14 protein-coding genes and 2 pseudogenes are annotated in these 14,272 nt (G+C 64.8%); 13 read left to right on the plus strand and 3 right to left on the minus strand.

From position 1 onward, the window contains the following. The first annotated feature begins 23 nt into the window (after positions 1–23). From ACKAE7_RS06320 to ACKAE7_RS06350, 7 genes and pseudogenes are all read left to right on the plus strand, one after another. Positions 24–896, plus strand: coding sequence for a universal stress protein (locus ACKAE7_RS06320; RefSeq protein ID WP_408978721.1), 873 nt, complete (start codon positions 24–26; stop codon positions 894–896). A gap of 140 nt (positions 897–1,036) precedes the next feature. Next, positions 1,037–1,486: a hypothetical protein gene (locus ACKAE7_RS06325; protein ID WP_408978722.1), complete on the plus strand. Its 450-nt coding sequence runs from the start codon at positions 1,037–1,039 to the stop codon at positions 1,484–1,486. Between the two features lie 234 nt (positions 1,487–1,720). Continuing rightward, positions 1,721–1,930, plus strand: a pseudogene (locus ACKAE7_RS06330) (VOC family protein); the annotation flags it as partial. A 128-nt stretch (positions 1,931–2,058) separates the two neighbouring features. Continuing rightward, the gene (locus ACKAE7_RS06335; protein WP_408978723.1) at positions 2,059–3,114 is read left to right on the plus strand and encodes a zinc-dependent alcohol dehydrogenase family protein; all 1,056 of its coding nucleotides are present in this window, start codon (positions 2,059–2,061) and stop codon (positions 3,112–3,114) included. Positions 3,115–3,189: 75 nt separating this feature from the next. After that, positions 3,190–3,720 carry a hypothetical protein gene (locus tag ACKAE7_RS06340; RefSeq protein ID WP_191034409.1) on the plus strand — a complete coding sequence of 177 codons (531 nt, stop codon included), beginning with the start codon at positions 3,190–3,192 and terminating at the stop codon, positions 3,718–3,720. Beyond that, entirely contained in the window at positions 3,717–3,911 is a 195-nt protein-coding gene (locus tag ACKAE7_RS06345; protein ID WP_408978724.1) for a hypothetical protein, read from the plus strand. Before ACKAE7_RS06340 ends, ACKAE7_RS06345 begins: the two co-directional genes overlap by 4 nt. A 56-nt stretch (positions 3,912–3,967) precedes the next feature. Beyond that, a complete protein-coding gene (locus ACKAE7_RS06350; protein WP_408978725.1) occupies positions 3,968–4,855 on the plus strand; it encodes a restriction endonuclease in 888 nt (295 codons plus the stop codon). On the opposite strand, the gene ACKAE7_RS06355 is transcribed toward ACKAE7_RS06350, so the two are convergent. Next, complete coding sequence (locus tag ACKAE7_RS06355; RefSeq protein WP_408978733.1) at positions 4,852–5,487, minus strand: Pr6Pr family membrane protein; 636 nt, start codon at positions 5,485–5,487, stop codon at positions 4,852–4,854. The genes ACKAE7_RS06350 and ACKAE7_RS06355 overlap by 4 nt on opposite strands. Beyond that, entirely contained in the window at positions 5,429–6,121 is a 693-nt protein-coding gene (locus ACKAE7_RS06360) for a hypothetical protein (protein ID WP_408978726.1), read from the minus strand. Before ACKAE7_RS06360 ends, ACKAE7_RS06355 begins: the two co-directional genes overlap by 59 nt. A gap of 239 nt (positions 6,122–6,360) precedes the next feature. Between ACKAE7_RS06360 and ACKAE7_RS06365 the strand changes: the two genes are divergently transcribed. The 5 genes from ACKAE7_RS06365 (at position 6,361) to ACKAE7_RS06385 (ending at position 12,318) form a co-directional block, all read left to right on the plus strand. Then, positions 6,361–7,383 carry a LacI family DNA-binding transcriptional regulator gene (locus ACKAE7_RS06365; protein WP_408978727.1) on the plus strand — a complete coding sequence of 341 codons (1,023 nt, stop codon included), beginning with the start codon at positions 6,361–6,363 and terminating at the stop codon, positions 7,381–7,383. A 152-nt stretch (positions 7,384–7,535) separates the two neighbouring features. After that, positions 7,536–8,831: an extracellular solute-binding protein gene (locus tag ACKAE7_RS06370; RefSeq protein WP_408978728.1), complete on the plus strand. Its 1,296-nt coding sequence runs from the start codon at positions 7,536–7,538 to the stop codon at positions 8,829–8,831. Positions 8,832–8,913: 82 nt separating this feature from the next. Then, a complete protein-coding gene (locus ACKAE7_RS06375; protein WP_190612319.1) occupies positions 8,914–9,876 on the plus strand; it encodes a carbohydrate ABC transporter permease in 963 nt (320 codons plus the stop codon). Between the two features lie 46 nt (positions 9,877–9,922). Then, a complete protein-coding gene (locus tag ACKAE7_RS06380; protein ID WP_188809046.1) occupies positions 9,923–10,765 on the plus strand; it encodes a carbohydrate ABC transporter permease in 843 nt (280 codons plus the stop codon). A gap of 2 nt (positions 10,766–10,767) precedes the next feature. Then, positions 10,768–12,318: a glycoside hydrolase family 32 protein gene (locus ACKAE7_RS06385; RefSeq protein WP_408978729.1), complete on the plus strand. Its 1,551-nt coding sequence runs from the start codon at positions 10,768–10,770 to the stop codon at positions 12,316–12,318. A 38-nt stretch (positions 12,319–12,356) separates the two neighbouring features. Here the strand turns inward: ACKAE7_RS06385 and ACKAE7_RS06390 are convergent, their stop codons facing one another. Continuing rightward, positions 12,357–13,520 (minus strand): alpha/beta hydrolase family protein, encoded by a 1,164-nt coding sequence (locus ACKAE7_RS06390; protein ID WP_408978730.1) that lies wholly within the window; start codon positions 13,518–13,520, stop codon positions 12,357–12,359. Positions 13,521–13,697: 177 nt separating this feature from the next. Between ACKAE7_RS06390 and ACKAE7_RS06395 the strand changes: the two are divergent. Further along, a pseudogene (locus ACKAE7_RS06395) lies at positions 13,698–14,272 on the plus strand (endonuclease); the annotation flags it as partial.

Genomic DNA, 14,272 nt, shown 5'->3' on the forward strand with positions numbered 1-14,272 from the left:
CCCTGACCAGGAGCGCAGACGCTATGCAGGATTCAAGGTCCATCGTTGCCGGCTATGACGGTTCGGCTGAAGCTGCAACCGCAATCAACTGGGCGGCGGAACAGGCGCAGCTGCGCAATCGCTCCCTTCTTGTGGTCCACTGCTCCATCTGGCCGCTGCTGACCAGGAACCTCGGCCCGGTTCCGGGAGTTGCGGACAGCGGGCTGGAACGGGCGGCGCAGGCAATTCTGGACGAGGGCATCAACCGTGCCGAAGCGGCGGCACCCGGTCTGAAGGTTGAAGGCACCCTGTTGCATGGATTGCCCGCATCGTATCTTGCCGAGATCTCTTCCGGGGAGGAGATGATCGTCGTCGGCAGCCGGGGCCTGGGCGGGTTCCTGGGACTCCTGGTGGGATCCGTAAGCCTGGAGCTGGCGGCCACCGCAACGTGCCCGGTAGCAGTGATAAGGCCTGATCTCCACCCCGGCGGGCCCGTCGTCGTCGCGGTGGACGGAACGGGGTCCCCCACGGCGCTTGAGGACGCCTGTGAACTCGCCTCTGCCTGGCAGGCGGGCCTCACCGTCGTCCATGTCCGCCACACGCCGCCCGGGTACGGGCATCGCGGGATGCCTGACGCCGAGGCTGCCGCCAGGGAGGTCCTCAGTTCCACCCTCGGCCGTGTCCGCACCCTCGCCCCGGCTGTTGCAGTGGACGGAAAGGTGCTCTCCGATACGTCGGTCGCCCATGCCATCCTCAAAGCGTCGGACGGTGCACGAATGCTGGTTGTGGGCACCAAGGGCCAAGGGCTCCTCAGGGAGACGATAGGTTCCACCGCCCACGCTGTCCTGCACCACGCACGTGGCCCGGTCCTCATCTCACGCCGCGGCACAACCGCCCGCATCAGGGGGACGCAGTAACGGGGAAACTCCAGGCTGCAACACATCCTTCCCAGCCCGGAATCGTTGAAGCAACACGTGGTTCAGCAAAGAGTTGCCCCCTCGGAGCATATTTGCAAGGCTAAGGGCAGGCACTCGCCATTCAGCCCGGGGGGGAAACAATGAATGACACCACCACGCCAGTTTCACCTGATGCCGGGCGGGCCAAAGCTCTCCGTGAGCAGGTAAACCATCCTGGCAGCAGCGTCCGGTCCAGTGCAGGCTGGACCGCGATCAGCTCACTTCTGGGCTTGGGCGCCGTCTCATCTATGGGAATCATCGCGTTGACTTATGCGCGCTTAGCGTCAGATACCTCAGCAGTGCTTGCAGGGTCCTTTATGGGCGTCTGGGGGTTCATCTACCTGGCAAATTTCCTCTACTTCACCCGCACCGATACGCAGGGCTTCAGTCTCCGATGGGCCGTCTACATGGGCATATGGGGCGCTCTCTGGTTCGCCGCGGTGACGTTGTCCAACTTCATCTTCCAAGGGGAAGTCTGGTTTGCGGGCCTTATGGCCGCACTCCTCACTCTCTCTACGACAGCGTGTGCCTGGTACGAGGCCGGCCGGTGAGCAATTGGTCCATGAGGCACCATGGAGCTATGACCATCGACGTTCTTCCAAGGACATCCAAAGATGCTCCAGCGCTTTGGGCCGCGGTTATGCAACCCGTGCCCTCGCCACGATAGCCGCCGAAGCTTTCAACGACGATTCTCTTCCGCTTCGCACTAGGACATCGCGTCAACAGCCCGGCATCCTGCAGAGTAGCCACCCGCGCCGAATTCATCCCCGAGGGCCTCGAGCGCCAAGACCAATCCAACCCGGCCCAACGACATTGGCAAGCACCGCGTGGCCTTCTCGGTGGACAACCTGGACACAGCCCTTGAGGTAGCCGCGAAGCACGGATGCCGTCCGCTGCGCGGCGTGGCGACCTACGGCGACGCGTACAAGCTCACATACCTCCGCGGCCCCAGCGGAATCATTGTGATGCTCGCCGAGAAACTGCAGAAAGACTGACACCCATGGACGGCACAATCCTGGCCACCAGGACCTAGGACCCTTATCGATCCCGGCCCCCTCCTCCATCCTTGAGGTTGACGCAGCAGTCCGGAATCAACCCGATCGCCGACCAACAAGGAGCAGTCATGAAGGCCATTGTCTACGGCGGGCCCGGGAAAAAATCCTGGACCGATGTGCCGGACCCGTCGATCATCAATCCAAGCGACGCCATCGTCAAAGTGGACACCACCACCATCTGCGGAACAGACCTGCATATCCTCAAAGGTGATGTCCCTGCAGTCCAGGAGGGACGGATCCTGGGCCACGAAGGCGTGGGAACCATCACCGAAGTGGGGGCCTCCGTCACCACACTGAAACCCGGCGACAGGGTGATCATTTCCTGCATCAAGTCCTGCGGCCACTGCGCCAACTGCAAGACCGGGCTCTATTCCCATTGCCTCGGGGACGAAGGCGCATCAGGAATCGGGTGGGTCTTTGGCCACCTCATCGACGGCACCCAAGCAGAATACGTCCGCGTTCCCTATGCGGAAAACTCCCTTCACCTCCTCCCGGAGGGGGTCACCGACGAACAGGCGGTCATGCTCTCGGACATCCTCCCCACCGGCTTCGAAATCGGGGTCCAGTACGGCCGCGTGAAGCCCGGGGACACGGTGGCTGTGGTGGGAGCCGGCCCGGTGGGACTGGCCGCGATCGCCACGGCGGGGCTCTACGGGGCGGCCACCATCATCGCCATAGACCTTGACCAAAACCGCCTGGAGCAATCCCGCGCGTTCGGGGCTACACACGTTGTCCTGTCAGGTGATTCCGACTGGAAAGACCAAGTGCTGTCCCGGACGGACGGGCAAGGCGTGGACGTTGCCATCGAGGCCGTGGGCATTCCCGCCACCTTCGGTATGTGCACCGAGATCGTCAGGCCCGGTGGCACAGTTGCCAACGTTGGCGTGCACGGCAAACCGGTGGAACTGCACCTGGAGAACCTCTGGATCCAGAACATCAACATCAGCATGGGCCTGGTTAACGCCAACACCACGCCGATGCTGCTGAAACTCGTCGCGCAGAAGAAGCTGCCCGCAGAAAAATTCGCCACCCATCATTTCCGCTTCGACCAGTTCATGGACGCGTACGACACTTTCGCCCGGGCCGCGGAGACCAACGCACTGAAGGTGATCATCACCGCCTGATGGTCGCGTCCTGATGGGCACGGCACGGGATGCGTCCGCCCGGCTGACAGCCCCGCCGCGGCCTATGCTGGTCCAGTGACCCCTGCTCCCTCCCCAAGCCCGCTCGACGTCGTCGTCCATTCCGGACCGGCTGACTGGTGGGTCATCCTTGCCGGACTGGGTCCCCTGGCCGTCCTCATCGCTGCCCTGCTGGCGTTCTACATCAATTGGCGCACGCTCAAACAGCGCACTGCTGCCGATGCCACTGCGCTGGAGCAGAAGCGGGAAGCGGACGCCCATGCCCTGCTGCAAAAAACCGAAGCGGACAGCCGCGCGGAATGGTGGCGCCGGACGCAGTGGGCGCTGGACCGGGCACTGGACCAGGACGAAGGAACGAAAGCCCTGGGGCTGGCAACCCTGGAAGTCCTGGCACGCAGCGAGCTCGCCCGCAACGAAGAGCTTGAGTTGTTCGACATCGCCTGGAAAAGCGTGTGGGGCGATGAAAACGCGGACGACGACGGGCAGGGCACCGAGGCTGGCCAGGACACGGCGTTCGTGGACGCCGATGGCAACATAGGCGAGAATGGAACCACGGGTGAAGACACTACCAAGGAGGTTGGACCATGAGCGCAGCATCGTCCGAACACCGGTTCGTCCATCCTCCGCGGAGCGCAGCCGCCCAGCCGGCCCCGAAGAAAGCCACCCCTGCCGAGCATCGCGTCCAGGTGGCTGCTGCCAGGCTGCGCGTCACGCTCGACCAGCGCCTCGGCCGCGAAACACCGGCCAGGACAAAGGCGCTGGCCAAGGAACCCATCTAGGTTCCGTTCTGCAGGCTGTGAAGGCCAACGCACGTGTGTGCTGGATTGGGTGAGTAGTGGCTGCAGTAATTCTTGGATGGAACCCAAGCGGATCCGACCCCTGGGACTACCATGCCGCCGTCGGGCTTGTGGCGGAGTCCGGCAGGTTCCTGCGGCGCTGGAGTGGCGGCCTGCCGCTCATCGTCCCGGCAGGAAGTGAAGCCTGGCTTTTTGTCCAGGGCGGCAGCGACGCCGGCACCGGGCTGATCGGCCATGGGGTGGCCATGTCGGAGCCGTACCAGACGCTGCCCGGAGACAGCCCCGCAGAGTGGCACGTCAGCATCCTGTTCGACGCGCTGCTCCCCCTCGGTGAGCAGATCCGTCAGGACACGCTCCGCGCAGCAGTCCCCGGGATTCCCTGGAGTGAGGCGATGTACCGCCCAGGCGTTGCCGTTCCTGGTCATGCGGAATCTGGCCTCCGCCGCCTGTGGCGGGACCTCGGGCCCGCGGCGACCCGTCCCCCGCACGTTGTTTCGGGGACCTGCCCGCCGGACGCCGTCAGCACTATCGACGTGAACCGCCATGAGCGGAACCTTGACGCACGCCGGGTGTGCTTGGCCTTCCATGGAACGTCCTGCGCTGCCTGCGGTTTCTCCTTCGAAGCCTTTTATGGCGATGCCGGCTCCGGGTCCATTGACGTCCACCACGTGGTGCCGCCGGAGCTGCTTGGGAGCGGCTACCAGCTGGATCCCGTAGCCGACCTCGTGCCAATGTGCCCCAACTGCCACACCCTGGCACACGGCAGTGCCGGCCCGCCGCGCACCGTGTCGGAGCTCCGGCACATCATTTCCGCCTCCGGCCACCTGAGGGGCGAGGTGGTCAGCGACCTTGCCCTCCAGGCCCAGGAAGATGCGAGGAGGATCCTGGAAGGACCGGGGATATACCGGCAGGAGCCCCCGGCCTAGGTTGCCTGGCGTTGGCGCCGCGAGCGCCTGAGGGCGGGAGCGGCGCGCGCGTTGCCGGCAAGATGCACCAGGGCCGCGATCACCAGGAAAGCCACCAGGACCTGGGCTATGGACGCCAGGGCAGCAGGCCAGCCGCCCTCAAGCGTGGGATCCAGGAAATCGTAGACGTACCAGCCGTCGATCGAACCCCGGAGCCAGGAAAAGATGAGGAAGGCCGCCGGGTAGGCAAGCCACGCCAGGGGCCGCCACCAAGGACCGCGCACCGTCCTCGTGACCAGGAGCCAATCGAGGAGAACATACAGCGGAGCCAGGCGGTGGTGTGCCATCTGCGGCCAGTACAGGTCCCAGCTCCACCAAGGTTCGTCCGGCGGCGCCACGAGGACAATGTAGATAAGTCCCGTCATCACCAAGTAGAGGACAAAGGCGCCGAAGAGGTGGACCCACCAACGCGGAAGCCTGGCCGCCGGCCATGCCGCCGATGCGATCAGCAGGAGCCCGAGTCCGAGGTTCGCCTGGACGGTGAATTCCGAATACAGCTGAAAGCTGTCGACGTCGTTGCCCGGCAGGGTTGCGTCATAGGTCTTCTGCACGAGGGCGGCGAGCACGAACGCGCCCACCAGCAGCCGGACCACCCGGACCCACGGGCTGTCCGGGTGCAGGGCGCTGGCCGGGTCGCGGTGATGCTCCTCCAGGGGAACCAACTTGCGTGCGCTGCTCATTCGCAAAGTGTTGCACGCCAGGGACGTCCCTGCGCAGGGCACAAAGACCGCTGTCACCTGCTTCCACCGTCATGTCCCGCAGTCCGCTGTAGGCTGCGGCGGCGCCCGCCAGGAATATGAGGATGGCGACGTACACCGGGCCGAGGTGTCCAAGCGTTGCCAGGCCCCACGGGTAATGCGCCGGGACAGAGATTGCGAGGCTGACTGACGTAATGGTGACGGTGGCGGCGAAGGCCCACCGTTCCCCCCGCCGCACCCCGAACCAGGACATGGCTGCAATGGCCAGCCCGGTGGCAGCGATGAACCCGCTCAGCGCAATGTGCAGATGGCTGATGTAGTGATGTAGCTGGGGGCTGAACGCCTGGACCTCCGCCCTGCCCTTGTCCACCTGTTCGGGACCGATGCCCAGCTCCAGGAAGGCGCCCGAGAAGATGAGTGCCAGGAAGGCTGCGGCGTACCCCACGAAGGCCAGCCCGGCGAGAGCCATCAGGGCTGCTCCGGTCCGGAGCCGGGACTGCGTCGCGGGGGTAGTTTGGATGGCAGGCACAGCCGCCACCCCCTTTCTGCTTCACGTTTTTCTTTGATGAGAGTCCCCTGTCCGCACGCCTGTCAAGAGGAGTTTCCCGGGAAGAGGCGGGCTGATTAACCTCTCGGAAGAAAGCCTTTGTTCCCCCGCTGCGCGAAGTCACCGACAGCGGAATCCGCAAGAAAGCTTGACGGCTGCAAAACGTTTTGCATATAGTGATGCAAGCAACATACAAAACGTTTTGCAAAGGAACGACGTCAATGGCGACAAAGGTAAACATCAGGGACGTGGCCAAGGCCGCAGGCGTCTCCGTGACCACTGTGTCGCATGCCCTGAGCGAAGCGCACAGCTCCCGGGTCAATGCCCGGACCGTGGAGCACGTCAAAGCCGTGGCCTGCGATCTCGGCTACGCTCCGAACCGGCTGGCCAGCGGACTGCGCAACCAGCGCTCCCAGATCCTGGGCCTTGTCAGCGACGAAATCACCACCACCCCTTTTGCCGGGGCCATGATCCAAGGCGCACAGGACGCCGCCTCCGAGCACGGGCACCTGCTCATGGTGGTCAACTCCGGCCTCGATAACGAACTGGAGCGCCAGGAAATCCGGGCACTCCAGCAGCACCAGGTGGACGGCATCATCTACGCCCGCATGTTCAACCAGCTGGTATCTGTCCCGGAGGAGCTCCAGGCCGTGCCCACCATCGTCCTGGACGCCACCTCGGACAACCCACGGCTGTCCTCCGTAGTACCGGACGAGTTCGGCGCAGGAGAATCTGCCGCCGAGCTGCTGGTCTCAGCGGGCCACCGCAACATCGCCATGATCAACAACGAGGACGACATTCCCGCCGCCCACGGGCGGCTCGCAGGCTTCCAGGCAGGCCTGGACCGCCACGGCATGCAGCTGCCGGAGAGCCGCGTGGTGGTTGCATATCCGAGCACTGCGGGAGGACGGGAGGCCGCACTGGAGTTGTTGGCCGGCAGCGAACGGCCCACCGCGCTCTTCTGCTTCAACGACCAGATGGCCATGGGCGCCTACCAGGCGGCTGGCCACCTCGGCCTGAATATCCCGGACGACCTCTCGATTGTGGGCGTGGACAACCTCGAACTCATCGCGGACGCCCTCTGGCCGGGGCTGTCCACCATGGCACTCCCCCACTATGAAATGGGCCGCTGGGCTGTCCTGAAGCTCCTCAGCGAGCTCGAAAACCCCGGGGCGCCCCGAACCCACGAAAAAATCCCCTGCCCGCTGGTGGAGCGGGACTCTGTTGCTCCACCCAGGAACTGAGCGGCAGAAGAACTGATCCGGCGCAAGAGGCGCGTCAGACTCCATCCCCCTGAATTACCCCCAGAAAAAACGGGAACGCAGCCGTTGCAGCGGCCGCGTTCCCTTGCAGGACCCTCATCAATCCCCCGCTGTCCAAGCAGAAAGACCGACCCATGAACAAGAAGCTCACAAGGATCCTGGCGACCAGCATAGCCGCTGCCGCCCTCACCTCCGCCCTCGCCGGCTGCGGCAAGGGCAGTTCCTCCGCCACAACCGAAGGCTCCACTGAGATCACCATGTGGACCCACGCAGCCGGAAACCCGGCCGAACTGGCGGCGACCCAGTCGATCGTGGACTCCTATAACAAGAGCAGCGGCGCGAAGGCGCAAATCAAGGTACAGGCTTTCCCGCAGGAGTCCTACAACGATTCCGTCGTTGGGGCCGCCTCAGCCGGCAATCTTCCCTGCATTGTGGACATTGACGGGCCCAACGTTCCCAACTGGGCGTGGGCCGAGTACCTCACGCCACTGAAGCTATCCGCGGACCTTTCCAAGAACCTCCCCAGCACCGTTGCCACGTGGGAGGGCGAGACTTATGCGGTTGGGTACGGCGACGTCGCTTTGTCCATGTTTGCCCGCAAATCTGATCTCGCTGAAGCGGGCATCCGGGCCGCCACCATTGAGAAGCCATGGACGAAGGAGGAGTTCCAGGACGCGCTGACCAAGCTCAAGGCGCTGGGTAAGTGGGATTACCCGCTGGACATGGGTACTGCCGGAACGGGCGAATGGCTGCCGTATGCGTACTCGCCGTTCCTGCAGTCCTTCGGCGGAGACCTGATCGACCGCGAGGACTACCAGTCGGCTGACGGAGCCCTGAATGGTGACAAAGCTGTCGAGTGGGCCAAGTGGTTCCGCGGCCTGGCGGACCAGGGCTTCATGGCGACGAAGAGCGGGAAAGACTCCACCCAGGACTTCCTGAACAACAAGAGCGGCCTCCTGTACACCGGTTCCTGGGCAGGAGACAAGGCCCGGGAAACCCTGGGAGATGAGCTGGTTGTCATGCCCACGGTGGACCTGGGCAACGGTCCCAAGATCGGTGGAGCCTCCTGGCAGTGGGGCGTCACCAGTGGCTGCAACAATACGGATGCCGCGATGGACTACCTGTCCTATTCCCTAAAGCCGGAAAACGTGGCTGCCGTCATCAAGGCAACGGGAGGCATCCCCGCCACTGATGAAGCCGCAGCCCTGATTCCCGCGTTCGCCGAGGGCGGTGCCAACCGAATCTTCATGGAGTTCTCCCGCGAGTACGCCGTGCTGCGGCCTGAGACTCCGGCCTACCCGTTCATCGCCACCGAATACGGCAAGGCTGTCCAGGACATCCTTGCCGGTGCGGATCCCAAGGCAGCCCTGGGCAAGGCAGTCAAGGCGATTGACGCCAATATCAAGTCCAACGGCGGCTACAAGAGCTAGCCAGCTGCCGAACGGTACGGCGACGGCGGCGCGCAACCCGCCGTCGTCGTACCTCCGGCCCTGACTGTCAACGGAGAATCCCATGACAACCACCCAGCTTCCCCCTAATCCTGGCCGCCGAGTGGCGGCCCCGGCCCCGGCCGCACCGCCCAGCAAACCCCATCGCAGGCCGCGCTACCTGCGCGAGCAGCTCAGTGGGTGGGCGATGATCGCCCCCGCGGCAGCCCTGCTGCTCCTCTTTGTCTTCCTCCCGGCGATCCTGGGCTTTGGCCTGGCATTCACTAATGCACGCCTTGTGTCGCCACGGCCCGTTGAGTTTGTCGGTACGGACAATTTCGTCCGGCTCTTCACGGATCCCACGTTTTGGCGGGCGCTGCTGAACGTCAGCTACTTTGCGGTTGTGGTGGTGCCCGTCCAGTCCGGCCTGGCCCTCGCTATGGCGCTGCTGATCAACAAGAAGTTCCGCGGCGTGAACTTCTTCCGCACCCTGTACTTCCTGCCCGTGGTGACGTCCATGGTGGTGGTGTCGCTGCTGTGGCTGTTCATGTACCGCAAGGATGGGCTCATTAACGAGTTCCTGTCCGCGGCCAGCTTTGGCTTGATCGACGGCCCGGACTGGCTCAATGACCCCGCCACCGCCATGCCGGCCATCATCATCCTGTCCATCTGGCAGGCCGCCGGCTTCCATATGATCATCTGGCTCGCCGGCCTGCAGAGCATTTCCGGGGAACTGTACGAGGCTGCCCAGCTGGACGGAGCCAGCCGCTGGCACCAGTTCCGCTACGTGACCTGGCCGGGCCTCAAGCACACCCGCACCCTGATTCTGGTGACCATCACCATCCAGGCACTCGGGCTCTTCGACCAGGTCAGCGTCATGACCCAGGGCGGACCGCTCGATTCCACCACCACCATCATTTTCGAGGCGGTGCGCTCCGGCTTCAAGCAGCAGGAAACCTCCTACGCCTCGGCCATCTCCCTCGTATTCTTCGTCCTGGTGCTGCTGATCTCCGCAGTGCAGCGCTACCTGACCCGAGAGAAGGACTGACGTGAAGCAGACTCCCAAGTCCAACCGTCTCAGCATCGCGGGGACCATGGCGGTACGGATCCTGTTCGCCGTCGCCGCCGCTTTCCCCATCGTTTTCATGCTGGTGTCCTCGCTCAAGCCGGACCAGCAGATCTTCGGTGACATGTCCTCCGTGGCAGCGTTCCTGCCCATCGGCAACATCTCGTTCGACAACTATGCAGCCGTGTTTGACCGGGTGCCGGCCGCCCGCTTCCTGATGAACTCCATCGGAATATCCGCGATCACGGTGGTGCTTGGCATCTTCGTCAACAGCCTCTGCGCCTTCGCCCTGTCCCGGATGGAGGTTCGCGGAAAGAAGATCGTGTTCACCGCCATCCTGGCCACGCTGATTGTGCCTTTCCAGACCCTGGCCCTGCCGCTGGTGTGGTGGGTCAACCAACTGCCCTACTTCGAGCTGAACGGCTTCAGCCTCGAATTTTCCAAGGGCTGGCTGGACACCTACCAGGTCCAGATCATCCCCTTCATCGCCAACGCCTTCTCCATCTACCTGTTCCACCAGTACTTCGAGTCCATTCCCAAGGAGCTGGACGAGGCCGCACGCATCGACGGCGCCGGTTGGTTCAAGATCTATCGCCAGGTGGTCATGCCGCTGTCCGGGCCGGCCACCGCCACGGTGGCGATCCTGACGTTCCTGCCGGCCTGGAACTCCTACCTCTGGCCGCTGATGGTGGTCCAGTCAGAGGAACTGCGCCCGGTGATGATCGGCATCCAGTACTTCTTCCAGCTGAACGTCTCGTGGGGTGAGGTGATGGCCTACGCGTCCCTCATCACCGTTCCGGTGGTGGTGCTCTTCATCGCCTTCCAGCGTTCGTTCGTCAACAGCATCGCCTCCAGCGGCGTGAAGGGCTGAGCATGAATTCATTAGCGACGGCGGCCGGCGCACCTTCCGCTCCCGCCGCACGTGCCGCTGCGCCTGCCCGTGCCGCTGCGGACCCCTTCCGGCCGGAGTTCCACTTCACCGCCGAACGCAACTGGCTGAACGATCCCAACGGGCTGGTGTACCTCAACGGCACGTACCACCTCTTCTACCAGCACAACCCGTTCGGCCCGGACTGGGGGAACATGTCCTGGGGCCACGCAACCTCCCGGGACCTGCTCCATTGGGAAGAGCATCCGGTGGCCATCCCGTGCGACGAACGTGAGGCGATCTTCTCCGGCTCGGCGGTGTTCGACGAGCACAACACCAGTGGCCTCGGCACTGCCGGGAATCCTCCGCTGGTTGCCATCTACACCAGCGCCTACAGTGAACCCTCACCGTTGGCCGGCCGGCAGGCCCAGTCGCTCGCCTACAGCCTCGACGAGGGGACTACCTGGACAAAGTACTCCGGCAATCCGGTCCTGGACCGAGCGTCCGCGGACTTCCGGGATCCCAAGGTGTTTTGGTACGACGGCGGTGCCGGCAGTTACTGGGTGATGGCCGCCGTGGAGGCGGTGGAGCGCCGGGTGGTGCTTTACAAGTCGGCGGACCTGAAGAGCTGGGAGTACCTGAGCACCTTTGGCCCGGCCAACGCCACCGGCGGGGTCTGGGAGTGCCCGGACCTCTTCGAACTGCCCGTGGACGGCAACCCTGATGAAACCAAGTGGGTCCTCATCGTCAACATCAACCCCGGCGGCATCGCCGGCGGCTCGGCAGGGCAGTACTTCCTGGGCACGTTCGACGGCGTGGAGTTCCGTTCCGGGTCGACGGTCACCGAGGGCTTCCAACAGGACGGCAGCCGGATGCGCGAGTACGACTGGTTGGACTGGGGCCGCGACTACTACGCCGCGGTCTCTTTCAGCGGGGTCGCTGACGGCCGGCGGATCATGATCGGCTGGATGAACAACTGGGACTATGCCGGCTCCACCCCCACCGGCGGCTGGCGCAGTGCGATGACGCTGCCGCGGGAAGTCTCACTGGCCAGGCGGGACGGAAAAGTGGTGCTTCGGCAAACGGCCATTGACCCGTTTGCCGAACAGGAATCCAGGAGCTTCAGTCTGGGTCCGCAGGCCCTGGCACCTGGCGTCCAGGATCTGCCGCTTGCGGCCGCTGTGGCCCGTATTGACGTCGAATTCGAACCGGGCACAGCAGACAGGGTGGGCTTAGTGGTCCGGGCCGGCGGAGCCGAACGTACCGTGATCAGCTACGACGTGGTGGAGGGCATCCTTCGGCTGGACCGGCGGGAGTCGGGGCAGGCAGGCTTCCACAGCACCTTTCCTTCCGTTGAAGCGGTCGCGGCGCCGCTGCAGGATGGCCGCCTCCGCCTGAGGATCCATCTGGACCGCTGCTCCGTGGAGGTCTTCGCCCAGGACGGGGTTGCCACCATCACGGACCTGGTGTTCCCTGCAGAGGCAAGCACGGCCCTGGCGGTCTTCGCGGAAGGTGGGGGCGCGCATCTCGTGGCGCTCGACGTCGTCGGACGCTGAAGCGGGCAGGTGGTCCCGGTGTTCAGGACCGCCTGTCCTCAGGCTGGGGACGTTTCGGCTGAGCCCGTGTCGGCAGCCTGCAGCCAGGTGGTGAGCACCGCGCAGGCGAGCTCGAGGTTCCCCATCTGGCAGTGCTGGTCGGCGTTCTCGGCCCGGGTGAATGTGCGCGTGGTGACGCTTCGGGCTGCCATGAGCGCTCTTGCCTGTGCCCTGGCCAGCGCCGGGGGCTGGAAGGCGTCATGTTCGCCGCACATCAGCAGTACGTCCTGGTTCACCCGGCCGCTGCCCAGGTGCTCCGTGTTCATTCCCAGGAACCACTCGGCGACGTCCGCCGGATCGTCGCTGTCCAGCATGTACAGCACCTGGTCCACCACTGCGCGGAGGGTGGGAAACAGCCGGGCACGGATGCGAACGCTCCACCGCATGAAGTCGCGGTGCCGCACCATGGCGTGGATTGGGCCACGCGCCACGCGAGGGATCCTGTAAAGCCAGTCGTACACCGGCGGCCAGGCCACCACCCGGTGGATCCGGGGCTCGCGGCCTGCGGCACGCAATGCCCAGTACCCACCCATCGAGATGCCCACCAGGGCGGCCTGGTCCAGCCGGAAGTGGTCCAGCACCGCCCCGACAGGCTTTTCCCAGTCGTGGTCGAAGGTGAGCCCGTTCAATGTCCGGGCACCGCCTTGGCCCGGCCCCTCGAAGGCAATCACCTGGAAACCGGCGGCCGCGATCCGCTGGCAGATGGGGAAGAACTCCTCGATCAGGGAGTCGAACCCGCCGTGGAGCAGTACCGTGCCGCCGTTTCGCGGTCCGGACGCCGGAAGCGCATAGGCCGGCAGAGACGCCTCGCCGTAGGGGATGGTGTGGCGTGCCAGTCCGGCACCGAATGCCGTGTCGAAGAGCTGCAGGTAGCGGCGGTAGCGGTCTGTTTTCTCCACTGACCGTGGCGGCGTGAAGAACTCCGCGATCCTCGCGTAGCCCGCCGCCTGCCGGTGCCGGCCCTCGGCTGCGGCCCGGTTGGACAAGTCCTCGAACACGGCGGCACAGTCATCCATCCCCCGCACGTGTGTGGCGGCGCCGAACAGTTCATCCCGGTCTGCAAAGCCCAGGGCATGGGCGCGGTTGAGTTGGTAGTTGATGAAGTCCCGTCGGTGGAACCGTTCAAACCCCACCGGCAGGGCAACAAGCTCTGGATCGCTCACATCGCGATCGTACTCTTATGATGACGGCAGTAGGCGCTGGGCTTCACTCAGCAATCCCGCGGCAGGCCCCGGTTTCCACATGTGCCCGGCTCCTCCCGGTTCTCGTGCCAGCTCCGCTTTCCCGTCCATCCGGCCCTCTCTGCAGTCATTGTCAGACCCTCCCCCGATGATGAGTACATGGGCAGGGAAGCGGTGGTGAAGGCGTTTGCGGACATCCGCGCCGCCCTTGCTGTGCTCAACGCTGAGGTGGACGGGTGTGGTGCGGAGCCGTTTTCGGCTGCTGATCCGTTGGCCGGGCTGGCCGATGGAAACCTGGACATCCTCGCCGGCGCCAGGGAGGCCGAAGCCGGGCTCGCAGGCTTGAAGGCCCGGGCCGCCATAAAGTACGCCGACACCGCCCATACCCTGGCGCCGGACATGCCGGTGCAGGCGCAGGAAATGGCCATCGCCGCGGAAATCGGGTCCGTGCTGGCCCTCGGGCCGCGGGCCGCAAGTGCGTTCCTGGCCGCTTCCCACGCCCTGGACAAGATATTGCCCCTGACACTCTCGGCCCTGCAGGCCGGAACCATTTCCTGGCAGCACGCCCTGGCCCTGGTGGACGAGGCAGCCACCCTCGACCCCGCCGGCGCCGCCGCCCTTGAGGCCCACTTCCTCGACCCCGCCACACCCAGGCCTGCCACCGCGGCCACGATCGGGGAAATACCCGCGCACCGGCTCCGGCACAAGGCCCGCACCTGGCGCGAACGCCACCA

Source organism: Pseudarthrobacter sp. NKDBFgelt (genome assembly GCF_046097905.1).
GTDB lineage: Bacteria > Actinomycetota > Actinomycetes > Actinomycetales > Micrococcaceae > Arthrobacter > Arthrobacter polychromogenes.